21 protein-coding genes and 1 riboswitch are annotated in these 23,487 nt (G+C 71.0%); of the genes, 13 read left to right on the top strand and 8 right to left on the bottom strand.

Annotated elements, in window-relative coordinates:
- The first annotated feature begins 110 nt into the window (after positions 1–110).
- On the top strand, positions 111–1,487 hold the full coding sequence (locus tag L3078_RS20860; protein ID WP_239755486.1) for an MFS transporter: 1,377 nt from the start codon (positions 111–113) through the stop codon (positions 1,485–1,487).
- On the top strand, positions 1,484–2,644 hold the full coding sequence (locus L3078_RS20855) for an aminotransferase class I/II-fold pyridoxal phosphate-dependent enzyme (protein WP_239755484.1): 1,161 nt from the start codon (positions 1,484–1,486) through the stop codon (positions 2,642–2,644). Before L3078_RS20860 ends, L3078_RS20855 begins: the two co-directional genes overlap by 4 nt.
- Here the strand turns inward: L3078_RS20855 and L3078_RS20850 are convergent.
- Entirely contained in the window at positions 2,622–3,695 is a 1,074-nt protein-coding gene (locus L3078_RS20850) for a bifunctional GNAT family N-acetyltransferase/NUDIX hydrolase (RefSeq protein ID WP_420864178.1), read from the bottom strand. The genes L3078_RS20855 and L3078_RS20850 overlap by 23 nt on opposite strands.
- Positions 3,696–3,773: 78 nt before the next feature.
- Between L3078_RS20850 and L3078_RS20845 the strand changes: the two genes are divergently transcribed.
- Positions 3,774–4,310, top strand: coding sequence for a hypothetical protein (locus L3078_RS20845; RefSeq protein ID WP_239755480.1), 537 nt, complete (start codon positions 3,774–3,776; stop codon positions 4,308–4,310).
- A 388-nt stretch (positions 4,311–4,698) separates the two neighbouring features.
- On the opposite strand, the gene L3078_RS20840 is transcribed toward L3078_RS20845, so the two are convergent.
- The gene (locus L3078_RS20840; protein ID WP_005486352.1) at positions 4,699–5,274 is read right to left on the bottom strand and encodes a TerD family protein; all 576 of its coding nucleotides are present in this window, start codon (positions 5,272–5,274) and stop codon (positions 4,699–4,701) included.
- Between the two features lie 176 nt (positions 5,275–5,450).
- Here L3078_RS20840 and arfB point away from each other — a divergent pair, with 176 nt between their 5' ends.
- Entirely contained in the window at positions 5,451–5,879 is a 429-nt protein-coding gene (gene arfB, locus L3078_RS20835) for an alternative ribosome rescue aminoacyl-tRNA hydrolase ArfB (RefSeq protein ID WP_215456366.1), read from the top strand.
- 16 nt (positions 5,880–5,895) lie between these two features.
- Here arfB and L3078_RS20830 read toward each other — a convergent pair whose 3' ends face one another.
- Entirely contained in the window at positions 5,896–6,408 is a 513-nt protein-coding gene (locus tag L3078_RS20830) for a flavin reductase family protein (RefSeq protein ID WP_239755479.1), read from the bottom strand.
- Between the two features lie 483 nt (positions 6,409–6,891).
- On the opposite strand from L3078_RS20830, the gene cdgB reads away from it, so the two are divergent.
- Positions 6,892–8,646, top strand: a complete 1,755-nt coding sequence (gene cdgB, locus L3078_RS20825; RefSeq protein WP_239755478.1) for a diguanylate cyclase CdgB — start codon at positions 6,892–6,894, stop codon at positions 8,644–8,646.
- 213 nt (positions 8,647–8,859) lie between these two features.
- Positions 8,860–9,843, top strand: a complete 984-nt coding sequence (locus L3078_RS20820; protein ID WP_239755477.1) for a CBM35 domain-containing protein — start codon at positions 8,860–8,862, stop codon at positions 9,841–9,843.
- 24 nt (positions 9,844–9,867) lie between these two features.
- Here L3078_RS20820 and L3078_RS20815 read toward each other — a convergent pair whose 3' ends face one another.
- The 3 genes from L3078_RS20815 to L3078_RS20805 form a co-directional block, all read right to left on the bottom strand.
- Positions 9,868–10,794, bottom strand: a complete 927-nt coding sequence (locus L3078_RS20815; protein ID WP_239755476.1) for a 1-phosphofructokinase — start codon at positions 10,792–10,794, stop codon at positions 9,868–9,870.
- A gap of 161 nt (positions 10,795–10,955) precedes the next feature.
- On the bottom strand, positions 10,956–12,200 hold the full coding sequence (gene nagA, locus L3078_RS20810) for an N-acetylglucosamine-6-phosphate deacetylase (RefSeq protein WP_239755475.1): 1,245 nt from the start codon (positions 12,198–12,200) through the stop codon (positions 10,956–10,958).
- On the bottom strand, positions 12,200–13,195 hold the full coding sequence (locus L3078_RS20805; RefSeq protein WP_239755474.1) for an ROK family protein: 996 nt from the start codon (positions 13,193–13,195) through the stop codon (positions 12,200–12,202). Before L3078_RS20805 ends, nagA begins: the two co-directional genes overlap by 1 nt.
- A 279-nt stretch (positions 13,196–13,474) precedes the next feature.
- Here L3078_RS20805 and L3078_RS20800 point away from each other — a divergent pair, with 279 nt between their 5' ends.
- The 3 genes from L3078_RS20800 to otsB all read left to right on the top strand — a co-directional run bounded on the left by L3078_RS20800 (position 13,475) and on the right by otsB (position 16,121).
- Positions 13,475–14,728: an ABC transporter substrate-binding protein gene (locus L3078_RS20800; RefSeq protein WP_239755473.1), complete on the top strand. Its 1,254-nt coding sequence runs from the start codon at positions 13,475–13,477 to the stop codon at positions 14,726–14,728.
- A 279-nt stretch (positions 14,729–15,007) separates the two neighbouring features.
- Positions 15,008–15,235, top strand: coding sequence for a DUF3263 domain-containing protein (locus L3078_RS20795; protein ID WP_060886971.1), 228 nt, complete (start codon positions 15,008–15,010; stop codon positions 15,233–15,235).
- Positions 15,236–15,260: 25 nt separating this feature from the next.
- The gene (otsB, locus tag L3078_RS20790) at positions 15,261–16,121 is read left to right on the top strand and encodes a trehalose-phosphatase (RefSeq protein ID WP_239755472.1); all 861 of its coding nucleotides are present in this window, start codon (positions 15,261–15,263) and stop codon (positions 16,119–16,121) included.
- A gap of 19 nt (positions 16,122–16,140) precedes the next feature.
- On the opposite strand, the gene L3078_RS20785 is transcribed toward otsB, so the two are convergent.
- Complete coding sequence (locus L3078_RS20785) at positions 16,141–17,553, bottom strand: alpha,alpha-trehalose-phosphate synthase (UDP-forming) (protein WP_239755471.1); 1,413 nt, start codon at positions 17,551–17,553, stop codon at positions 16,141–16,143.
- Positions 17,554–17,815: 262 nt separating this feature from the next.
- Positions 17,816–18,760: a glucosyl-3-phosphoglycerate synthase gene (locus L3078_RS20780; protein WP_239755470.1), complete on the bottom strand. Its 945-nt coding sequence runs from the start codon at positions 18,758–18,760 to the stop codon at positions 17,816–17,818.
- Between the two features lie 131 nt (positions 18,761–18,891).
- A riboswitch (SAM riboswitch) is annotated at positions 18,892–19,048 on the top strand.
- A 17-nt stretch (positions 19,049–19,065) separates the two neighbouring features.
- Here L3078_RS20780 and thrC point away from each other — a divergent pair.
- The 4 genes from thrC (at position 19,066) to groL (ending at position 23,402) form a co-directional block, all read left to right on the top strand.
- Complete coding sequence (thrC, locus tag L3078_RS20775) at positions 19,066–20,370, top strand: threonine synthase (RefSeq protein ID WP_239755469.1); 1,305 nt, start codon at positions 19,066–19,068, stop codon at positions 20,368–20,370.
- 102 nt (positions 20,371–20,472) lie between these two features.
- The gene (locus L3078_RS20770; protein ID WP_045556005.1) at positions 20,473–20,748 is read left to right on the top strand and encodes a ubiquitin-like small modifier protein 1; all 276 of its coding nucleotides are present in this window, start codon (positions 20,473–20,475) and stop codon (positions 20,746–20,748) included.
- Positions 20,749–21,210: 462 nt separating this feature from the next.
- Entirely contained in the window at positions 21,211–21,417 is a 207-nt protein-coding gene (locus tag L3078_RS20765) for a cold-shock protein (protein WP_005486335.1), read from the top strand.
- A gap of 362 nt (positions 21,418–21,779) precedes the next feature.
- Positions 21,780–23,402, top strand: a complete 1,623-nt coding sequence (gene groL / locus L3078_RS20760; protein WP_239755468.1) for a chaperonin GroEL — start codon at positions 21,780–21,782, stop codon at positions 23,400–23,402.
- The last annotated feature ends 85 nt before the right edge of the window (positions 23,403–23,487 follow it).

Raw genomic sequence — 23,487 nt, 5'->3', positions numbered from 1 at the left:
GATGAGCAAGCACGAGCGAGCCAGAGCAAGTGAGTGACAGCAAGTGAGTGACAGCAAGTGAGTGACAGCGAGTGAGCAACAGCGCACGTGGGCGGGAAAGGTTGGCTGGAGTGGCGGATCGCTTGGACGGCGGGCAGCGCGCGGCGGGGTTCCCCCTGCTGACGGTCCTCGCACTCATGGCGGGGATCTTCGCCGTCGGCTCGGAGGAGCTGGTGGTGTCCCCGCTGCTCCCGGACATGTCGGAGTCGTTCGACACCTCGGTCGCCGTGATGGGGCTGTCGGTCAGCGTCTACGGCGTCTGTACGGCGATCGGCGCCCTGATCTTCGCCCCCCTCGGGGACCGGGTGTCACGGCGGGTCGGACTGGTGACCGGGATGACGGTGTTCGTCCTGGGCACGCTGCTGTGCGCGTCCGCCGGTTCCCTGGGGGTGTTCTTCGCCGGGCGGGCGCTGGCCGGTCTGGCCACGGGCGCGTTCGTACCGACCGCGTACGCGTTCGTCGGCGACCAGATCCCGTACCGGCACCGGGCCAGGGCCATGGGCATCGTCGTGTCGAGCTGGTCGCTCTCCCTCGTCCTGGGCGTGCCCATGGGGGACTTCGTCGGTCAGCGGGTCGGCTGGCGGTGGACCTTCGGGCTGCTCTGCGTGCTGGGCGTCCTCGTGATCGGCGTGCTGTTCCGGGCCGGCGGACGCGCCCGCCCCGAGCCCACCGGCCCACAGGGCACACCGGACGGCGCCGCGCGGACCCCGGACGACGCCGTGGGAACACCGGCGCGGCAGGGCGACGGCGGCTGGAGCCGCTCGGTCGTCCAGGCCTTCCGCGCGCCGAAGGTGCTGGTGTACGTCCTGGCGACGTTCCTCAACATGCTCGGCTTCTACGGCATGTACACGTACCTCGGCAGCGCGCTGCAGTACCGGTTCGGCGACGAGAGCTCCTCCACCTCTCTGATGATCCTGCTGTACGGCCTCGGCTTCGCGACGAGCTTCGTCACCGGGAAGTGGGCCGACGACCTCGGCAAGGAGCGCGTGCTCGTCGGTCTGCTGGCCGGACTGGTCCCGGCGCTGGCCGTGATCCCGCTGGTCGACCATCTCACCCCGCTGCTGGTGCTCTGCCTCTTCCTGTGGGGAGCGATGCAGAGCCTGGTCGTCACCCTGCTGAGCACCCTGCTGAGTGAGTGCTCGCCGGCCCACCGAGGGACGATCCTCGCCTTCTACACCCTGGCGACCAACCTGGCGGTGGCCCTGGGCGCCGCCCTGCTCGGCCCGCTGTTCACCGAGTACGGCTTCTCCGCCGTCGGTTTCGTCTGCGCGGGCATCACACTCGCCGCCTGCGGCCTGAGCCAGTGGGCGCGCGGCCGCGAGGCCAGAACCCCCACCGGGACCGACCGGCCCGAGCCCAAGGCCGAGCCCGTCACCGAGGACCGCCGTGTGGCGGTGACCGAGGACCGCCGCCCCGAAGCGGCCGCCGACCGTGAGGACCGGCCATGAGGATCGAGTCCGCCCACCGGCTCCGGGACCTGCCCAGGAACTCGTTCGCGACGACCGTGGCCAGGATCGACCGGCTCGTGCGGTCGGGCGAGGACGTCGTCAACCTCTGCCAGGGGAACCCCGATCTGCCCACGCCCCCGCACATCGTCGAGTCGCTGCGCACCGAGGTCCTCGATCCCGCCACCCACCGGTACGGCTCCTTCTCGGGCCTCATCGAACTCAAGGCCGCCATCGCCCGGTGGTACGCCGCGAACCACCGGGTCGAGCTGGACCCGGAGACCGAGGTCGCGATCCTGTTCGGCGCCAAGGCCGGACTGGTGGAGCTGAGCCAGTGCTTCCTGGACCCGGGCGACGTGTGTCTGATGCCGGACCCGGCCTTCCCGGACTACTGGGCCGGTGTCGCCCTCGCCGGGGCCCGGATGCACCCCCTGCCGCTCCGCCGGGAGAACGGCTTCCTGCCCGACTACTCGGCCCTCGACCGGGCGACACGCGAGCGGGCCCGGCTGATGTTCCTCAACTATCCCAACAACCCCGCCTCGGTGACGGCACCGCCGGAGTTCTACGCCGACACGGTCCGGTTCGCGGACCGGCACGGCGTGCTCGTGGCCTCCGACTTCGCGTACGGGGCCCTGAGCTTCGGCGGCGAGGCCCCGGTGTCGTTCCTGCGGGCGGACGGGGCGAAGGAGGTGGGCGTCGAGTTCATCTCGCTGTCGAAGATGTACAACATGGCGGGCTGGCGGGTCGGCGCCGTCGTCGGCAACCGTGCCGTCGTCGCCGCGATCGACCTCCTTCAGGAGCACTACTTCGTCTCGCTCCCGCCTTTCATCCAACGCGCGGCGATCACGGCCCTGACCGGCCCCCAGGACTGTGTCCACGACCTCTCGAAGATCTACGAACGCCGACGCGACGTCTTCGTGTCCGGTGTGCGGGAGGCGGGCTGGGACCTCGACGTCCCCCGGTCCGTCTTCGCCTGGCTGCCGACACCGGCCGGCGAGCCCTCCGTCGCCTTCGCCGACGCGCTGCTCGACCGGGCCGGGGTGGCCGTGTCGCCGGGCCGCTGGTTCGGGGAGCACGGTGAGGGATACGTACGGGTGAGTCTGCTGGCCCCGGAGGAACGGCTCCGCGAAGCGGTCGTCAGGCTGGCCCGGTTCCGCTGACGTCGGCCGTCGCCGGCGGAGGGTCCCCCGCGCCGGGGACCCCGGCGTCGGCGGCCGTCCCGAGCTCCGCCAGCAGCCGGGGCAGTTCCGGCGGCCATACGGGCTCGGCCGCCGGGTCGGCCAGGTCCGCGGGGGTCCACCAGCGCCAGGCCAGGATGCCCTCCTCGGCGCGGGTGGTGGTGAGGAGGCCGCCGGCCGGCTCGCGGCGGGGGCCCCAGGCCACGTAGATGTCGTCGTACTGGCGGACTCGGACGCCGGCGCGGGTGAAGTCGTGCTCCCAGGAGCAGAGGAAGGCGCCCGGCTCCACGTCCGTCCAGCCCGTTTCCTCGCGCAGTTCCCGCCGGGCGCCCTCGCGCGGCGACTCGCCCTCCTCCAGACCGCCGCCGGGCAGGGCCCAGTGCGGGCCCGTCTCCTCGTCGACGTACCGGAAGAGGAAGACGGCACCCTGCGGATCGAGTACGGCGATCCGCGCGGCCCGGCGCGATCTGCGCGGCGGCTCGCTCGACGGTTCGCTCAGCGGCTTGCGCAACACCGTGCAGGGGCGCCCCAGTTGGCGGTCCCGGCGGTGTTCGACGAACTCGTAGCCGAGGGAGGTCCAGAAGGACAGGGCGCCGGGGGTGTTGTCGAGCGCCGCCAGCCGGACGGCGGCCCGCCCCGCCCGCCTGAACCGTTCCTCGACGAGGGCCGCCAACCGGCTTCCGTACCCCCGGCGTTGGGCCGACCCGTCGACGAGCAGCAACCCGATCCACGGGTCGGGGTCGGCGGGATCGGGATGCCGCGCGAGGGTGATGGCGATCCCGACGAGCCGCCGGGGAGCGGGGCCGTCCCCCTCCTCCGTGCCCTCCCTCGCGAGCAGGATCTCCACATCCGGGTTGGCCAGCTCGATCGACAGGGCCGCGGCCACCTGTTCGGGACGGATGTCGTTCGCGTCCGGGAAGTCACCGCTCAGGGCGTGGAAGTCGCGGTTGGAGGAGTGCAGGGCGGTGAGTTCGGCGAGGAGGGGGCCGGGGACGGTTCCGTCCTCGGCTGCGCGGAGTGGTTCGAGCAGCAGCATGCCCGCACGTTATCGACCAGAAGACCCGTCAGGGGACCTACAGTTCCTCCGGATACGCAGGAGCGGAGGGGGCGTGTGGAACAGCGCGTACGCGTGCACAAGGCGCGGCTGGGCGGTGACGAGTTCCGGGTGATCCGGCCGACCGCGTCGACGGCACGGCTGGCGTTGCGCGACGACCACCACTGGCTGTCGATGTACGTCGACCGGGCCGGTGCGGAGCAGCTCGTCGCCCTGTGGGCGCTGGCCGCCCGGTCCGCCCGGTCGCTGGTCCATCTGCCGCTGCGGGCGGCGGCCGTTCCCGACGGTGCCGGCGGCATTGGCGACGGCGAACCCGTCGCGCTGGACCTGGTCCTGGTCCACCACAGCCTGCGGTTCCCGACCGCCTCGTGGAAGGAGGTGCGGTCCCGGCTCGACACCGGTCGGCCCCAGACCACGGCGACACCGGAGCGGGACTTCCCGGACGAGGACGCCATCGACTACGGCAGATGGCACCACCGTTCGTACCGCGACCAGCTCGCCCTCGACATCGCGGCGCACACCCTGTTCGTCGTGGGCAGCCCCACCGCGTTCCGCGAGCGCGGTGCCGCGCTGCGGGGCCTAGGGCCCTTCTGATGGATCTCCGCGGCGTCACGACGCCCGGCACGCACGCTCGCCGCACGGCGTGAAGGGCCAGGTGGCTCCGCCACAAGACCCTTCACGCCGCACGCCGAGCGCACGCACCGGACGCCGCTCCTTCCTCCACGGAGATCCATCAGAAGGGCCCTAGTCGACGAGGCGCCGTCGTTCCAGCGGCGGCACCCGGACGCCGGGCACTTCTGCGTCGAGCTCGCCCCGGGGCCCTGGTCCCGGACACGGAACCGGCGGCGTGTCCCCGCCTCGCTGCACATCCAGTACTGCGCCGACTGGCGCGTATGACGGCCGAAGGCCCCGCCGTGCGCCGGCGGGGCCTTAGGTTGAGGTGGTGCCGGGCGGGGCGTCGGCCCCGGACCGCGCGCGGGACTCAGACGTTGACGCCGAAGTCCTGGGCGATGCCGACGAGGCCCGAGGCGTAGCCCTGGCCGACCGCGCGGAACTTCCACTCGGCGCCGTTGCGGTAGAGCTCGCCGAAGACCATGGCGGTCTCGGTGGCGGCGTCCTCGGAGAGGTCGTAGCGGGCGATCTCGGCGCCGCCGGCCTGGTTGACGATGCGGATGTAGGCGTTGCGGACCTGGCCGAAGTTCTGCGAGCGGTTCTCGGCGTCGTAGATCGAGACCGGGAAGACGATCTTGTCGACGTCGGCGGGGAGGCCCGCCAGGTTGACGTTGATCGCCTCGTCGTCGCCGGCGCCCTCACCCGTGCGGTTGTCGCCGGTGTGGACGATGGTCTGGTCCGGGGTCTGCTTGTTGTTGAAGAAGACGAAGTGACCGTCCGAGTAGACCTTGCCCTGCGGGTTGACCGCGATCGCCGAGGCGTCGAGGTCGAAGTCCGTGCCGGTGGTGGTGCGGACGTCCCAGCCGAGGCCCACGGTGACGGCCGTCAGGCCCGGAGCCTCCTTGGTGAGCGAGACGTTGCCACCCTTGGACAGGCTTACAGCCATGGTTGGGAGTCCTTCCCTCGTTGCGTACGTGCCTTACGGGCTTCGTGCCGGGGACGAAGCTACCTGTACCCCTATGAACGTCGGGAGGGGCGCCAGAGGTTCCAGCGGTTTTTACTTTCTTTACCCAACGGGAAAAGGGCGTGACGTGGACCGGACATTCGCGCGACCATGGGGGCATGTCCGGTCCTTACGTCATCCGTGGCTCCGTCTCGCTTCCCGAGGCCGAGCTCATGTGGCGTTTCTCCCGCTCCTCCGGTCCCGGCGGACAGCACGTCAACACCAGTGACTCGCAGGTCGAGCTGCGGTTCGACCTCGCGAACACCGAGGCGCTGCCCGAGGTGTGGAAGGCGCGGGCGCTGGAGCGGCTCGCGTCGCGGCTCGTCGACGGGGTGGTCAGTGTCCGCTCCTCCGAGCACCGTTCGCAGTGGCGCAACCGGGAGACCGCCGCCGTACGGCTGGCCGCGCTGCTCGCGGAGGCGACGGCGCCGCCGCCGAAGCCGCGCCGGGCCACCCGTATCCCGCGCGGGATCAACGAGCGTCGGCTGCGGGAGAAGAAGCAGCGCTCGGACACGAAGCGGGGCCGGTCGGGGCGGGACTGGGGCTGAGGGCCGGGGCCCGGCCCTACTGGGACAGTTGCCGGTAGCGGCCCCGGAAGTAGGTGAGGGGCCCCGGGGGTGTGTCCGGGGACGTCGCGGTCAGGACTCTGCCGATGACCAGGGTGTGGTCGCCGGCGGTCACGCGTTGTTCCGTGCGGCACTCCAGGGTGGCCAGGGCGCCGTCGATGAGGGGGGCGCCGCTGGTCTCGCCCCGGGTGTGGGGGACGGAGTCGAAGAGGAGGCGGTCGCTCACGCGGTTGCGCATGGCGAAGCGGGCCGCGACGGTGCGCTGGTGGTCGGAGAGGACGGAGACCGCCCACAGCGGCTGCTCGGCGAGGAGGTCGTCCATGCGGGAGCCCTCGCGCAGGCTCACCATGACGAGGGGCGGGTCGAGGGAGACGGACATGAAGGAGGTGGCCGTCATGCCGACGTCCTCGCCACGCGGCCCGTCCGGATCCAGCGCCGCCTCGTGCGCGGTCACCAGGACCACACCCGCCGCCAGTCGGGACATCGCGGCACGGAACTCGTCTTCGCTCACCCCCTCAGCATGCCCGGCGAGGGCGGAACCGGGGGCGGCCGGGGTGCGCTCGGCCACGGGCGCGTTTGCGAGAGGAACTGTCTTCGACACGCTCGCACGCTAGCCCCCGCCGACGGGCCCCCACATCGGCCCCGGGCCCGACCCGACCCCCGGACCTGCGACCTAGGGCGGCCGCCCGAGCCCGCCGGTCAAGCTTGCTCACAGTGCCTACACAGAGTTCTGAATCCTGTTCAGGAAGCGCACGAGGGAAACGCATAAGCTCCACTCAATTGCTCATCTTTCGCTGTGACTTGAGTCACAGGAGCCATATTTTGTTGACCCTGTGTACCGAGTGGGCTTCGCGCTGTGATTCAGTGGCGGGGAAGCTGGAACCTGTAAGCGGGAACTGTAAGCGGTTGTAAGCCCGCGAGTTAAGCCGGTTGAGCAAGGTTACGCAGGTTACCTGGAGCCTGGAGCTGCCACGAGATCTCGGGGGGAGGGCGAATGGAGACCGAGTCGGAGCCCTACGTCCGTCTGACGACGCTGCGGCAGCTGCACCAGGTGATGGCGGACATGAACACCGCGCGCAGCCTGGCCGACACGCTGCAGACCGTCGCCGACGGTGTGGTCAACGGCCTGGGCTACGAACTGGCCTGCGTGAACCTCGTCCGCCCCGACGGCGACCTGGTCGTCGCCGCCCTCTCCGGGAACAGCGCCGCCGAGGCCCTGATCACCGGCCGCGTCGGCTCCCGCGCCTCCTGGGAGCGCCGGCTGAGCATGGGCGAGGCCTGGGGCGACCTGCGGTTCATACCGCACACCGAGGGCTGGGTGCTCGACGAGGACGACGTCCCCCAGTGGTACACCGACGGCCCCGCGCCCCGCTTCGAGGACGAGTGGCACCCCTCCGACCGCCTCTTCGCGCCGATGTACACCCCGGGCGCCGGTGGCGCCTCCTGCGGCGAGCTGCTCGGCGTCGTCTCCGTGGACCGGCCGCGAAACGGTCGCCGACCGGGCGCGTGGGGACGCGAAGCGCTCCAGATGTACGCCTTCCAGGCCGCCATCGCGATCAGTAACGCCCGGCTGCGCGCCAACATGCAGCGTGCACTGGTCAGGCTCGAAAGGGAGCAGCAGGCGCTGCGCGCCAGCGAGGAATCCTTCCGGCAGGCCTTCGAGTACGCCCCGAGCGGTATGGCCATCGCGGAGATGGGCGGCGACCAGCACGGCCGGATCCTGCGGACCAACGACGCCCTGTGCCGGCTCCTGGGGCGGCCCGCCTCCGCCATGCGGCGGTACGCGTTCTCCGACCTCGTCCACCCCGAGGACATCGGCACGCTCCTGCGGACCTCCGCCGAGGGCGGGCGCGCCGAGCTGCGGCTCGGGCGCCGCGACGGGACGTACGTGTGGGTGTCGCTGCGCAACAGCGTGGTCGCGGACGCCGCCGACGGGCCCCGCTTCCTGCTCACCCACGTCGAGGACATCGAGGAGCGCAAGCGGCGCGAGCTCCAGCTCGCGCACCGCGCCTCGCACGACGCCCTCACGGGCCTGCCGAACTCGGCCGAGCTGCGCTCGCGCCTGTCCGCCCGCATCTGTCAGCGCCCCCAGTCCCTGCCGGCCGGTGCGGCGGTCGACTCGGCCGACTCGATGAACGCGGCCTTCGGGCAGTTCGGCGAGCAGGGGACCGGGGACGGGCACGGGGAGTACGGCGCCGACGCCGCGCGGCTGCCGCACCCGTCGTTCGACGCGTACGAGGCCGCCGGGCACAGCGCCCACGCCTTCGACTTCCACGCGGCGGGCGGGCCCTACGACGCCTTCGACCACCATGTGCACACCGTCGCGCCCGAGGACGAGCGGGACGACGGGACCAAGGGGCTCGCGGTGCTCTTCTGCGACCTCGACGGGTTCAAGTCGATCAACGACCGCTTCGGGCACAACGCGGGGGACGCCGTCCTCATCGAGGTGGCCCGGCGCCTCAGCCGGGGTGTGCGCGACGGCGACACCGTGGCCCGCCTCGGCGGTGACGAGTTCGTCGTCCTCGCCGACGGGCTCGGCCGCGCGGACGCCCAGGACCTCGCCGTACGCCTGCGCAACGAGATCATCCAGCCGATTCGCGTCGACGGTCGCGCCATGCGCGTCGGGGCCAGTTTCGGCATCGGATGGGCCCACTGCGGAATGACGGCGGACGAGGTGTTGAAATCAGCTGACGAGCGGATGTACGTCGAGAAACGATCTCGTCCCAGACAGCACAGGCGGGCCGGATAGCGCCCTGTGTGACAGCGGAGACACCGGGGCAGAAGCCCAGGTCAGCGGCGTGAGGCGGCTGAAAAGCGCCTGGTCGACGAGGGGCCGGTCAGGTGATGAGGTCCGAGTCACCCGTTTGGGCCACGGCGAGCGGGTAGGCTCGCTCTTCTACACCCCCACGCAACAACCCGCCACCCGTACGTGTAAGTACCGCACCGCTGAGGAGACCTAGGGATGACGCCCGGCAACAACGGCGCGAGCACGCCCGAGGACGACGACCCGTTCGGCTACCTCTATGAGGACGGGCAGGCCCGAGGAGCCCAGCCGCCCAGCGGGAGCTACGGCTACCCGAACGCGGTCAACCGGGTGCGACCGGTCGGCGAGCGGCAGTACGGGCAGCAGACCCAGCAGGCCCCGCAGGCCGCCACAGCGCAGTACGGGCAGGTCCCGCAGCAGGCGTACGGCCAGCCGCAGGGCGCCCCTGGCCAGCCGAACGCGCACTACCAGGCCCCCGAGAGCTTCTCCGGCGGCGCCCAGACGACGCGTCAGCAGGGCTACGGCAACGGCGGGGGCGGCGGCCGGGGCCGTGGCCCCAACACCAAGGGCCTCCTCATCGGCGCGATCGCCGTGGTGGCCGCCGTGGTGATCGGCATCAGCGTCGCCATGCTCGGCGGCGACGACTCCGACAACGCCTCGGGCAACGACACCGGCGCCTCCACCGGCCCCACCGTCGAGCAGAGCACCGACCCCAGCCCGAAACCCAGCAAGTCCAAGGACGCGGAGACCACCGAACTCCCCAAGGCCGAGGCCAAGACCCTCCTCCTCGGCGGCAACGCGGCCATCGCCTCCGACGTCCCCGGTGCGAAGTCGGAGGGCGGGTTCTATGTGGGGAACTTCAACTCGGTCGGCTCGTCCATCACCTGGAAGATGGAGGACGTCCCGGCGGGCGGCAAGTACACGCTCTACGTCCTCTACGGAGTCCCGGGCAAGAAGGCCGACGCCACCCTCACGGTCAACGGCACGGCCCAGACCCGCCCGCTCAACCTGGACAACTTCGCCAAGAGCCCCGAGGGCGACTACGCGAAGGGCTGGCAGAACACTTACGCGTCCATCCAGCTCAACAAGGGCAGCAACGAGATCAAGATCTCCTGCGAGGACGGCAACTCCTGCGACGTCAACTTCGACCAGCTGTACCTGGAAAAGGGCTGGAAGAGCTGAGGCCCGCTCGCGAGAGCTGATGCCTCACGCCGCCGTGACCTCCCCCGTCACCGTCACCTGGTCCACCAGTTCCTCGTACGTCTGACGGTCGAACTCGCCCGCCGCCGGGGCCAGTACGGTCGCCGCCGACAGGGCGACCGCGCGGGACAGGCGGGCGGGCCAGGGGAGGCGGTCGACCAGGCCCGACAGGAGGCCGGCCACCACCGAATCGCCCGCGCCGGTCGGGTTGCCGCGCAGGCGGCGCGGCGGGGTGGCGCGCCACAGGCCCTCGGGTGTGTGGGCGAGGAGACCGTCGGGGCCGAGCGAGGCGACGACCGCCTGCGCGCCGCGGCGGCGGGCGTCCCGGGTCGCGCGGGACGGCTCGTGGGAGCCGGTGAGTTCGGCCAGCTCGTCGGCGTTCGGCTTCACCAGGTCGGGCCGGGCCGCCACTCCGCGGCGCAACGGCTCGCCGCCGGTGTCCAGCAGGACCGGCACGGACAGCGTGCGGGCCGTACGGACCAGGCCCGCGTACGCCCCCACCGGCACCCCCGGCGGCAGACTGCCGCACAGGGCCACCACCGAGGCGGAGCGCAGCAGATCGACGTACGCCTCCTGGAAGGCGGACCACTCGGCGGGCGAGATGAGCGGGCCCGGTTCGTTGAGCTGAGTCGTGTCACCACTCGCGTCGGCCACGGCGATCGTCCGGCGTGTCGCACCCTCCACCGGAACCAGCGCGTCCACGAGGCCCGGAGTGTGCGTGAGCCGGTCCTGCACGGCCCGGCCCGTCGCGCCGCCGACGAAACCGGTGACCGTCACCTCGTGGCCGAGCGCCGCCAGCACCCGGGCCACGTTCAGGCCCTTGCCGCCGGGCCGTTCGATCACATCGGTCACCCGGTGCGTGGCGTGGGGCCTGAGGTCCCGTACGCGATAGGTGAGGTCGAGAGCGGTGTTCAGTGTGACCGTGAGGATCACCTGGGCCTACCCCCTTGGTGCTGGTGAGCGCGCCTGCCGAGTAACAGGGTGCGCTCGTCCGGACGCGGTTGCGGAGGCTCGATCATGCCAAAAGAGCGGCGGTCGGCCCAGCCCCCGGGACAACCGCCGCACTCTTCGCTCTCCGTCAACAACCGGACCGATCACCCCAGTTGGGGATCGACCACCCACTCGCCCTTGCGCAGGACGCCCTTGACGTCGAAGTCCGCGTCGAGGAGGACGAGGTCGGCGTCCTTGCCGGGGTCCAGGGAGCCGACGCGGTCGTAGAGGCCGAGGAGTTTCGCCGGGTTGGCGGACAGGGCGGCGACGGCGTCCTCGACGGGGATGCGGTCGACGGTGACGGCCCGTTTGAAGGCGCGGTCCTGGGTGAGGGTCGAGCCCGCGATCGAGCCGCCCTCCACCAGACGGGCCACCCCGTCCACGACCTCGACCGCCAGCGGGCCCAGCGTGTAGAGACCGTCGCCGAAACCGGCGGCGTCCATCGCGTCGGTGATGAACGCGACCCGGTCGGCGCCCGCGTGACGGAACGCCAGCTGGAGGGCGGCGGGGTGGAGATGGGTGCCGTCGTTGATCAGCTCGACGGTGATCCGCTCGTCCTCCAGGAGCGCGGCGATCGGGCCGGGCTCGCGGTGGCCGAGCGGCGGCATCGCGTTGAAGAGGTGGGTGGCCACGGTCGCGCCCGCGTCGATGGCCTGAACCGTCTGCTCGTACGTCGCGTCCGTGTGTCCGATCGCCGCGATGACGCCGTGCTCGGCGAGGAGCCGTACGGAGTCGAGGCCGCCGGGGAGTTCGGTGGCGAGGGTGACCATCGTGGCCCGGCCGCGCGCCGCGTCGATCAGCTTGCGGACCTCCGCCGGGTCGGGGTCGCGGAGCAGTTCCTGCGAGTGGGCGCCCTTGCGGCAGGGGGAGATGAAGGGGCCCTCGAAGTGGATGCCGGCGATGTCGCCCTGCTCGGCGAGTTCGGAGAGGAAGCCGGCGCGGTGGGCGAGGCCGTCCATGTCGTCGGTGACGGTGGAGGCGACGAGGGTGGTGGTGCCGTGGAGGCGGTGGGTGTGGATGCCGCGCAGGACGTCGTCGACGGTGCCGGAGGTGAAGGAGGCTCCGCCGCCGCCGTGGTTGTGGAGGTCGATGAAGCCGGGGACCACCCAGTGGCCGCGGACGTCGATGGTGTGGGCGTTCTCGGGGGCGTTGGCGGTGATCTTGGTGCTCTTGATGGTGAGACGGCCGTTCTTCACCGTGCCGGTGGGGAGGACGAGGTTGGCGCCTTCCAGGACGTACGGATGCGCTGGGTTCGGCGACTGCGGGTGCGTGGGGGCTGGTCGCGCAGTTCCCCGCGCCCCTTTCAGGGCGCTGCTGTCGGACCCGGTGTCGGAAAAGGCGGGGGCCATCAGGGGGTTACCTCCGAAGGGTCCGTGGGGGTCGTGGGGGTCGTGGGGGTGAGCAGATCCCAGGCCAGTAGGCCCGCGCCCAGGCTGCCTGCTGTGTCGCCCAGGGCCGCGGGGACGATGGTGGGGACCTTCTGGAAGGTCACCCGGTGTTCCACGGCGGTGCGGAGAGGGTCGAACAGGGTGTCGCCGGCCTCCGCCAGGCCGCCGCCGATGATGAGGGTGCGCGGGTCGAGAAGGGTGAGGGCGGTGACGAGGCCGTCGGCGAGGGCGTCGACGGCGTGCTGCCAGACGGCGCCCGCGCGGGGGTCGCCCGACTCGACGGCCTTGGCGCAGTCCGCCGCGTCGGCCTCGGGTGCCCCGGAGGCCTCCGCCCAGGCCTGGCTGACGGCCGCCGCCGAGGCGTACCGCTCCAGACAGCCGTACTGCCCGCAGGGACACGGGATCCCCCCGGGGCGTACGACGATGTGGCCGATCTCGCCCGCGAAGCCGTGGGCGCCCGCCTCCACTCGGCCGTCGACGCCGATCGCGCCGGCGATGCCGGTGCCGAGCGCCACGAAGAGATAGCGGTCCGCGCCCCGGCCCGCGCCCACGCGCCCCTCCGCGAGCCCCCCGGTGCGCACGTCGTGGCCGAGGGCGACCGGGACGCCGCCGAGGCGCTCGGCGAGCAGCGCGCGCAGCGGGACGTCACGCCAGCCGAGGTTGGCGGCGTAGACGGCGGTGCCCCGCTCGGAGTCGACGATGCCGGGCACGGCGACCCCGGCGGCGACCGCCGGTTCGCCGAAGTGCCGCTCGCCGTACGCGCGCAGCTCGGCGGCGAAGTCGAGGATCGACGCGACGACGGCCTCCGGCCCGCGCTCGCGACCGGTCGCCAGGCGCGCCTGGTGCAGCAGGACGGGGGCGCCGGCGGGTGTTCCCCCGCGGGGCCCGGGGCCGGCCCCGACCAGTGCGGCCTTCATCCCGGTGCCGCCCACATCGAGGGCGATGACATGTCTCACGGAGGACAGTGTGACCCTTCGACCCGCGAGAGGTCTAGTCCACTCGCATGGTCTAGACCTGACGGGGAGGGTGGTGTAGACCTTATGGAGGGTTCGGGAAGTTGAGTGATCAACGCCTTTGAGCGCGGAGCCGGTGACTCAGGCTGGTCCACGCGGGGCACGTGCGATGTGTTTGGGGCAGTACGAGTGCGACAGCGGCAGCGGCGGACGAAGAGCGGCGTCTGGAACAGCGGCGTCAGGAACAGCGGCGTCAGGAACAGCGGCGTCAGGAACAGAGGGATGGCGGCACTGTCCGCGCTGGGGCTGATGGCGACGCTTGCGGGGTGCGGTGCCTCGGCGGCTGACGGCCCCGGCGTCACCCTGAAGCTGGTGGCCGCCGACTACGGCGACTCCGAGGCCAACAGCTCCCGGAAGTACTGGGACGCGGTCGTGAAGGCGTACGAGAAGAAGACCCCGGGCGTCACGGTCGACGTCACCGTCTACTCCTGGAACGACGTCGACCGCAAGGTCAGGGAGATGGTCGCCGCCGACGAGGCGCCTGACATGGCGCAGGCCGGCACCTACGCGGACTACGCCGCCGCCGACCGGCTCTACGAGGTGGACGACCTGATCTCCATCCCCGTCCAGGCCGGTTTCCTCCCCCAGCTCGCCGACGCGGGCAAGGTGCGGCGCGTCGCGTACGGGATGCCGTTCGCCGCGTCGACCCGTGTCCTCTTCTACAACAAGAAGCTCTTCGCCGAGGCGGGCCTCGACGGCGCCCCGCGCAGTTGGAACGAGCTGGCGGCCGACGCGGCGGCCCTCGACGCGGCCGGGGTCGAGACCCCGTACGCGCTGCCGCTCGGGCCCGAGGAGGCCCAGGCCGAGACGATGCAGTGGCTGCTCAGCGGCGGGGCCGGCTACACCGACAGCGTCGGCACCTACCGGATCGACTCCGAGGAGAACGTCCGGACCTTCACCTGGCTCAAGGACAAGCTGGTCGACAAGAAGCTCACGGGGCCGACCGCGCCGGCGGAACTCAACCGGGCCGACGCGTTCGCGGCGTTCGCGCGGGGGGAGGTGGGGATGCTCAACGGGCACCCCAGTCTGATGCGGATGGCCGCCGACGAGGGGGTCGACTACGGGACGGCCGTCCTGCCGGGGTACGACGGGCGGAAGCACGCGACCATGGGGGTCGCCGACTGGATGATGGCCTTCAAGCAGAACGGCCACGGGGAGGAGATCGGTGACTTCCTCGACTTCGTCTACAGCGACGAGAACGTGCTCGACTTCTCCCGGGAGTACGACCTGCTGCCGGTGACCGCGTCGGCGTCCGAGGCGATGGCGGCGGGCACGGACGATGACGACGCGCCCCTCGGGCCGTTCCTCGACGCGCTTCCCGACGCCGCGTTGCCGCCCGTGGGCAAGACGTCCTGGGCGGATGTCAGCGCGGCGGTCAAGGAGCAGATCGGGCGGGCGGTGCGGCCGGGGGTGGAGCCGGGGGTCGTGCTGGAGCAACTGCAGCAGACGGCGACTGTGGCGGATCGGGAGGGATAGACGCGGCTTGGGGGCGCCTAGTAGCTCGGGGGTTCGGGCGTGTTGGCGGGTGCGGCTCCGGTGGGGCTTCTCGCGCAGTTCCCCGCGCCCCTAAAAGACCAGGCCCCTGCGGGCCTGAAAGACCACGGCCCTGCGGGCCTGAAAAGCCTGGGGCGCAGCCCCTGCTTTTCAGGGGCGCGGGGAACTGCGCGAGAAGCCCCACCGGGCCCGCAGTCGCCATCGCACCCGCACCCCCGAGCTACTGGGCGCCCTGTCACACCCTTCCGTTACCGTCGTCGCATGGACGCGCTCGAGCCTCGTGAACAGGCCATCCTCGCCGTGGAGCGGCAGGGGTGGGAGGGGCCGGGGGCCAAGGAGCGGGCCATAAGGGAGCGGCTCGGGATCGCACCCGTGCGGTACTACCAGCTGCTCAACGCTCTGCTCGACGACCCCCGCGCCCTCGCCCACGACCCGGTCACCGTCAACCGGCTGCGAAGGGTCAGAGAGGCCCGCCGCGAGGAGCGATGACGGACACGGCGGATAGGGTCGACGCATGGGCAGCCACAAGGACGCAGAGACCCCCCGAGCCACCTTGCCGACACCCGTGACCTCCGCCGGGCGGGACGCGCTGGCGGCGATCCTCGACCGACCCGGCCGTACGGTGATCGCCCTCGACTTCGACGGCACCCTCGCCCCCATCGTCGCGGACCCCGAACAGGCCCGCGCCCACCCCGACGCGGTCGCCGCGCTCGCCGCGCTCGCGCCCAAGGTCGCCTCCGTCGCCGTGGTGACCGGCCGCCCCGCGAGCGTCGCCGTCCGCCACGGCGGCTTCGCCGACGTCCCCGGCCTGGAACACCTCGTCGTCCTCGGCCACTACGGCGCCGAACGCTGGGACGCCGCCACCGGCACCGTCAGCGCCCCCGCCCCGCACCCCGGTGTCGCCGCGGTCCGCGCGGAACTGCCCGGCCTGCTGGACGGACTCGGCGCCCGGGACGGCGCCTGGATCGAGGAGAAGGGCCGCGCGGTCGCCGTCCACACCCGCCGTGCCACCGACCCCCAGGCCGCCTTCGAGGCCCTGCGCACGCCCCTGACCGACCTCGCCGCGCGCCACGGTCTCATCGTCGAACCCGGCCGGCTGGTCCTCGAACTCCGCCCCCCGGGCATGGACAAGGGCGTGGCCCTGCGCGACCACCTCGCGGAGACCGCCGCCGAGTCCGTCCTCTACGCCGGCGACGACCTCGGCGACCTCCCCGCCTTCGCCACCGTCGAGAAACTCCGCGCCGAGGGCACACCGGGCCTGCTGGTCTGCAGCGGCAGCACGGAGGTCACCGAAGTGTCGGAGCGGGCGGACCTGGTGGTCGACGGCCCGGCAGGCGTCGTACGCCTGCTCGCGGCCATCGCCGAGCACGTATAGGCAGTCGGGCGCCCAGCGATTACCGGGCGCCCGCCAACGCCTCCAGCTGATCCAGGAACCACCGCGTCGGCGGCAACGCGGTCGCCGCCCCCGCGAGCCGCTTCGTCCGTTCCGCCCGCTCGGGCTCCGGCAGGGACAACGCCTCGTGCAGGGCGGCCGCCGTACCCACCACGTCGTACGGGTTCACCACCAACGAGTCGTCGCCCAGTTCCTCGTACGCCCCGGCCTCTCGCGACAGCACCAGCGCGCATCCCTCGTCGGAGACGACCGGCACCTCCTTGGCGACGAGGTTCATGCCGTCCCGGATGGGGTTCACCAGGGCCACGTCGGCGAGCCGGTAGGCCGCGAGGGAGCGGGCGAAGTCGTCCTTGAGGTGGAGGACGACCGGGGTCCAACCCGGCGTCCCGTACCGCTCGTTGATGTCGTCCGCGACCCGCTGGACCTCGCTCATGTAGTCCCGGTACACCGCGAGGTCCTGCCGCGACGGGTAGGCGAGGGCGATGTGCACGACGCGCTCGCGCCAGGTCGGCTGCTCGTCGAGGAGCTGTCGGTAGGCGTGCAGGCCGCGCACGATGTTCTTGGAGAGTTCCGTGCGGTCGACGCGGACGATCGTGCGGCGCGGGGTGCCGTCGGGCGCCGTACCGATCTGCTCGCGCAGCGCGGCCATGCGGTCGTCGACGTCCGCCTCGTGGGCGCGGGCCCGCAGGAAGTCCGCGTCGGCGCCCAGGCCGTGCACGCCGATCCGGGTGCCGGACGCGGCGTCGGGGCCGAGGACGGCGCGCGCGCACTCGGTGAACGCGTCCGCCCACCGCCGCGTGAGGAACGCGGCCCGGTCGGCGCCGAGGATGCCGTCGAGGACCTGCGCGGCGATGTCGTCGGGCAGCAGCCGGAAGTAGTCGACGGGCGCCCACGGGGTGTGGGAGAAGTGGCCGATCCGCAGGTCGGGGCGGAGTTCGCGGAGCATCCGGGGGACCAGGGTCAGGTGGTAGTCCTGCACGAGCACGGCCGCGCCGTCCGCCGCCTCCTGCGCGAGCGCCTCGGCGAAGGCGCGGTTGTACGTCTCGTACGACGCCCACTGGCGCCGGAACTCCGCGTCGAAGGAAGGTTCCAGCGGGGTCTGGTAGAGCATGTGGTGCACGAACCACAGCGTGGAGTTGGCGACGCCGTTGTACGCGTCGTGGTGCACGTCGGCGGGGATGTCGAGCATGCGGACGCCGGGCTCGCCGACGCCGCGGCGTACGGCCTCGCGGTCGCCGTCGCCGAGGGCGGAGCAGACCCAGACGGCCCCCGCCTCCGAGTCGATCGCGGAGAGCCCCGAGACGAGTCCGCCGCCGCCGCGCTTCGCTGTGAGGGCGCCGGATTCGTCCTCCGTGTACGTGATGGGGCCGCGGTTGGAGGCGACGAGGATCCGCGCGCTGTGCGTCGATGCCATACGGCACAACCTAGCCACGGGCTCCGCCGGTCAAACGTGGGGTGCGGCTGTGTACCGGGCGCCTGATGGGGTGGGGGGTGCGGGTGCGTCGGCGGCCGCGGCCCGGTGGGGCTTCTCGCGCAGTTCCCCGCGCCCCTGAAAGACCAGGCCCTGCGGGCCTGAAAAGCGCGGGGCGCAGCCCCGGCTTTTCAGGGGCGCGGGGAACTGCGCGAACGGCCCCCACCGGGCCCGCACCCGCCCGACGACAGAACCACCCCACCCCTCACGCGGCCTTTCGCCGCACGTACTCCCCGATCTCCACCATCGGCGGCCGTTCCTCCAGGTCCACCGAATACGTGCGCGGCTCGAACCCCTCCCGCCCCCGCTCGAACTGCGTCAGCACCGGACGGATCAGGTGCCCCCGGGCCAGCCGCAGCTGAGCCGTGCGGTAGATCGCCGCGGACATGCGGCCCAGCGCCGCCCCGTCCTGGTGGCGGTGTTTGCGGACGCCCACATCGACCTGGGCCAGCGCGTCGAGGCCGACCAGGTGGAGCGCGTCGACCAGCATGCCCAGCTCGATGCCGTAGCCCACCGGGAACGGCAGCCGTTCGAGGAGCGAGCGCCGTGCCGCGTACTCGCCGCCGAGCGGCTGGACGAAGCCGGCCAGCTGGGGCCAGTGCATGTTGAGGAGGGGGCGGGCCATGAGTTCGGTCACACGGCCGCCCTGTCCGGCGGCGGAGCCGAGGGGGCGGTCGTACATCGCCTTGACGAGGTCGACACCGGGCTCGGTGAGCAGCGGGCCGACGATCCCGGAGACGAAGTCCGACGAGAACTCCCTGAGGTCCGCGTCGATGAAGCAGACGATGTCGCCGGACGTCACCATCAGCGACCGCCACAGCACCTCGCCCTTGCCGGGCACGGCCGGGATACGGGGCAGGATCGAGTCGCGGTGGACGACCCGCGCCCCGGCGGCGGCCGCGACCTGCGACGTCCGGTCCGTCGAGCCGGAGTCGACGACCACGATCTCGTCGACGAGCGGGACCTGCCGCATGAGGTCATGGCGGATGATCGCGACGATGTCGCCGACCGTCTCCTCCTCGTTCAGCGCGGGCAGGACGACGCTGACCGTCTGTCCCGTGGCTCGTTTCGCGGCCATGATGCGGTGGAGCGGGCGGTCGGACATGGACCAGGAGCGGGTGTTCAGCCAGTGCTCGACTTCGTTCAGCACAGTGCGCGGCTCCTCTGCGTTCATCTCGCGGTTCGGACGGCTCTCTCAACTGTCCTGGCCTTCGGTTACAGTCTTGGACAACGCTGGTGACCATCGCATGTCGCGGCTCGTCGGCGTATACAACCAAATACCGCTCATCCAGAGGGGCAGAGGGATACGGCCCGATGAAGCCCCGGCAACCCTCCAGCCGGTCTCGTAGTGATCACTGTCGATCACACCGCGAGGCTCCCGGCTAGGGAAGGTGCCAAATCCGTCTCACGGCGAAGTGCGTCGTGAGGAAGATGAGGAGAAAGGGCCTCGCCTCCATGGCTGCGCAGACTGTTGCAAGCACCACCGAATCCTCCGCCTCCACCGGTTCCACGGTAGACCTCGGCCCCGCCGCCGCGCTGAGCTGTCGTGAGTGCGGCCACCGCGTCCCCCTCGGACCGGTCTTCGCCTGCGAGGAGTGTTTCGGTCCCCTCGAGATCGCGTACGACTACTCCGCGTACGAAACGGAGGAGCTGCGGAAGACGATCGAGTCCGGGCCCGCGAACATCTGGCGTTACGCGCCCCTGCTGCCCGTTCCGGCCGACGTCGCCGACAAGCCGAACATCAACCCCGGCTGGACCCAGCTCGTCAAGGCCGACAACCTGGCCGCCGCGCTCGGTGTCGACGCCGGCAAGCTGTTCATCAAGGACGACTCCGGCAACCCGACGCACTCCTTCAAGGACCGCGTCGTCGCCCAGGCCCTGGAAGCGGCCCGCGCCTTCGGCTTCACCACCCTCTCCTGCTCCTCCACGGGCAACCTGGCCGGTGCCGTCGGCGCCGCCGCCGCCCGCGCCGGCTTCCGGTCCTGTGTGTTCATCCCGCACGACCTGGAGCAGGGCAAGGTCGTCATGGCCGCGGTCTACGGCGGCGAGCTCGTCGGCATCGAGGGCAACTATGACGACGTGAACCGCTTCTGCTCCGAGCTGATCGGCGACCCGGCCGGCGAGGGCTGGGGCTTCGTCAACGTCAACCTGCGGCCGTACTACGCGGAGGGCTCCAAGACCCTCGCGTACGAGATCTGCGAGCAGCTCGGCTGGCAGCTCCCCGACCAGCTGGTGGTGCCGATCGCCTCCGGGTCGCAGCTCACGAAGATCGACAAGGGGCTCCAGGAGCTGATCAAGCTCGGGCTCGTCGAGGACAAGCCGTACAAGATCTTCGGCGCGCAGGCCGAGGGGTGCTCGCCGGTGTCGGTGGCCTTCAAGGCCGGGCACGACGTGGTGCGCCCCCAGAAGCCGAACACCATCGCCAAGTCGCTCGCGATCGGCAACCCGGCGGACGGGCCGTACGTGCTGGACATCGCGCGGCGGACCGGCGGGGCCGTGGAGGACGTCACGGACGAGCAGGTCGTCGAGGCGATCAAGCTGCTCGCGCGGACCGAGGGGATCTTCGCGGAGACCGCCGGTGGGGTGACCGTGGGCGTGACGAAGAAGCTGATCGAGGACGGGCTGCTGGACCCGACGCTCACCACGGTCGTGCTCAACACCGGTGACGGTCTCAAGACGCTGGACGCGGTGGCGGGGACGGGGCTCACCGCCACCATCCGGCCCAGCCTTGATTCGTTCCGTGAGGCCGGCCTCGCGTAAGCAGGACCCGTCAGCAAGTCGTTCGGCTGCGGGTAAGTGGGGGCTTGTCGCGCAGTTCCCCGCGCCCCTTAGGTTCGCTGCACTCCCCGGAGGTTTCAGATCATGTCCGTCAACGTCCGCATCCCCACCATCCTTCGCACCTACACCGGTGGGCAGGCCGAGGTCCAGGCCGAAGGGGCGACCCTCGGCGAGGTCATCGCCGATCTCGAGAAGAACCACAACGGGATCGCCGCCCGGGTTCTGGACGACCAGGGCAAGCTGCGGCGGTTCGTGAACGTGTACGTGAATGACGACGATGTGCGGTTCGAGCAGGGGCTGGAGACGGCCACGCCGGACGGTGCGGGCGTGTCGATCATTCCCGCGGTCGCCGGTGGCTGACCGCCGCTCCGTACCGGTCGGTAGTAACCGTCGGTAACATTGATTACCGAGAGTTCATCGAATTGCCCCCTCCGTGAGAGAAGCGGAGGGGGCAATTCTCTATGGTTGAGCACTGTAGAGTTGGGGAACCCGGTCCGATCACCGTAGTGATTTCTTGCCGGGCGCATATGTGATCGCGCCGCACGCCCTATATGAAGTAGCCAAAGTGTGCAGGCCTTTTGTGTATTTTGTTCCCTTTGTGGGGCCCGACTTGCCCTGAATTCGGGCGAATTGTTCGTACATTCCCGACCGGTCGTGTCCAGAATTCTCGTCCGATTGACCTGTTGCAGAGGGCAGTTGGACAGATACATTCGGCCGCGGTCGACGCGTTCCGGCGCACACCCCCAACCGTTGGGGGGTGAGGTCTGACCCGGATCCGCGAAGTGTGGATCTGTGCAAGGGCCAGTAATAGGGGAGTTAGGCATGGCTCAGGGCACCGTCAAGTGGTTCAACGCGGAGAAGGGGTACGGCTTCATCGCGGTCGACGGTGGTGCGGATGTATTCGTCCACTACAGCGCGATCCAGATGGACGGTTACCGCACCCTGGAAGAGGGCCAGCGGGTCGAGTTCGAGATCTCGCAGGGTCAGAAGGGGCCGCAGGCGGACATGGTCCGACTCGCGGCCGGCTGAAGTAACGCGCCGGGTTCCACGCAGCGACGTTCTTCGTTCTTCATAGGAGGGCTCGCACCCCGCACCGGGGTGCGAGCCCTCTCGTGTGCCCGGCCGTACCCGGCCGCGGCCGGCCCGGGGTGCCGCCGACGGGGCGCGCGCGGGCGCGTTCACCTGCGGATCATCGAGAGCCGCTTGCACTCGACCATGCCGAGTGCTAATCATTGGCGTTAGCACTCTGAAGGTGAGAGTGACAACGAGGACCGGGTCGGTGAGGCCCGCAGGCCGGGTGGGGCAAGGAACCACGAGGCAGGCGAGCCGTCCGTCGCGGGCGCGGGCGCGGTCCGAAGGAATCACCCCCAGTCCTGGAGGGACCACTTCACATGGCCAAGATCATCGCGTTCGACGAGGAGGCGCGGCGCGGCCTCGAGCGCGGCATGAACCAGCTCGCGGACGCCGTCAAGGTGACGCTCGGCCCCAAGGGCCGGAACGTCGTCCTCGAGAAGAAGTGGGGCGCCCCCACGATCACCAACGATGGTGTCTCCATCGCCAAGGAGATCGAGCTCGAGGACCCGTACGAGAAGATCGGCGCCGAGCTGGTCAAGGAAGTCGCCAAGAAGACGGACGACGTCGCCGGTGACGGTACGACCACCGCGACCGTTCTAGCCCAGGCCCTGGTCAAGGAAGGCCTGCGCAACGTAGCCGCCGGCGCCAACCCGATGGCCCTCAAGCGCGGCATCGAGAAGGCCGTCGAGGCCGTCTCCGGTGCGCTGCTCGACCAGGCCAAGGAGGTCGAGACCAAGGAGCAGATCGCCTCCACCGCCTCCATCTCCGCCGCCGACACCCAGATCGGCGAGCTCATCGCCGAGGCCATGGACAAGGTCGGCAAGGAAGGCGTCATCACCGTCGAGGAGTCGCAGACCTTCGGTCTGGAGCTCGAGCTCACCGAGGGCATGCGCTTCGACAAGGGCTACATCTCGGCGTACTTCGCGACCGACATGGAGCGCATGGAGGCGGTCCTGGAGGACCCCTACATCCTCATCGCCAACTCCAAGGTCACCAACGTCAAGGACCTGCTCCCGCTCCTGGAGAAGGTCATGCAGTCGGGCAAGCCGCTGCTGATCATCGCCGAGGACGTCGAGGGCGAGGCCCTGTCGACCCTGGTCGTCAACAAGATCCGTGGCACCTTCAAGTCCGTCGCCGTCAAGGCCCCGGGCTTCGGTGACCGCCGCAAGGCCATGCTCGGCGACATCGCCATCCTCACGGGCGGCGAGGTCATCTCCGAGGAGGTCGGCCTCAAGCTGGAGAACGCGACCCTGGACCTCCTGGGCCGCGCCCGCAAGGTCGTCATTACCAAGGACGAGACCACCATCGTCGACGGTGCCGGCGACACCGACCAGGTCCAGGGCCGCGTCAACCAGATCCGCGCCGAGATCGAGAACAGCGACTCGGACTACGACCGCGAGAAGCTCCAGGAGCGCCTGGCGAAGCTCGCGGGCGGCGTGGCGGTCATCAAGGCCGGTGCCGCGACCGAGGTGGAGCTCAAGGAGCGCAAGCACCGCATCGAGGACGCCGTCCGCAACGCGAAGGCGGCCGTCGAGGAGGGCATCGTCGCCGGTGGTGGCGTGGCCCTGCTGCAGGCCTCCCAGGTCTTCGAGAAGCTGGAGCTCGAGGGTGACGAGGCGACCGGCGCCAACGCCGTGAAGCTCGCGCTGGAGGCCCCGCTCAAGCAGATCGCCGTCAACGGTGGTCTCGAGGGTGGCGTCGTCGTGGAGAAGGTCCGCAACCTCCAGGTCGGCCACGGCCTGAACGCCGCGACCGGTGAGTACGTCGACATGATCGCCTCCGGCATCATCGACCCGGCGAAGGTGACGCGCTCCGCTCTGCAGAACGCCGCCTCCATCGCCGCGCTGTTCCTCACCACCGAGGCCGTCATCGCCGACAAGCCGGAGAAGGCTGCCGCGCCCGCCGGCGGCGGCATGCCGGGCGGTGACATGGACTTCTGATCGACCCCGGTCGATCACCGTCCTTCAGTACCGAGGGCGGCACCCCCTGGACGCAGGGGGTGCCGCCCTCGGGCGTGTCCGGGGT

It is taken from the genome of Streptomyces deccanensis, from assembly GCF_022385335.1.
GTDB classification, from domain to species: domain Bacteria; phylum Actinomycetota; class Actinomycetes; order Streptomycetales; family Streptomycetaceae; genus Streptomyces; species Streptomyces deccanensis.
The sequence above is the reverse complement of the archived record's forward strand: the minus strand, read 5'-3'. Positions and strand labels throughout refer to the sequence as shown.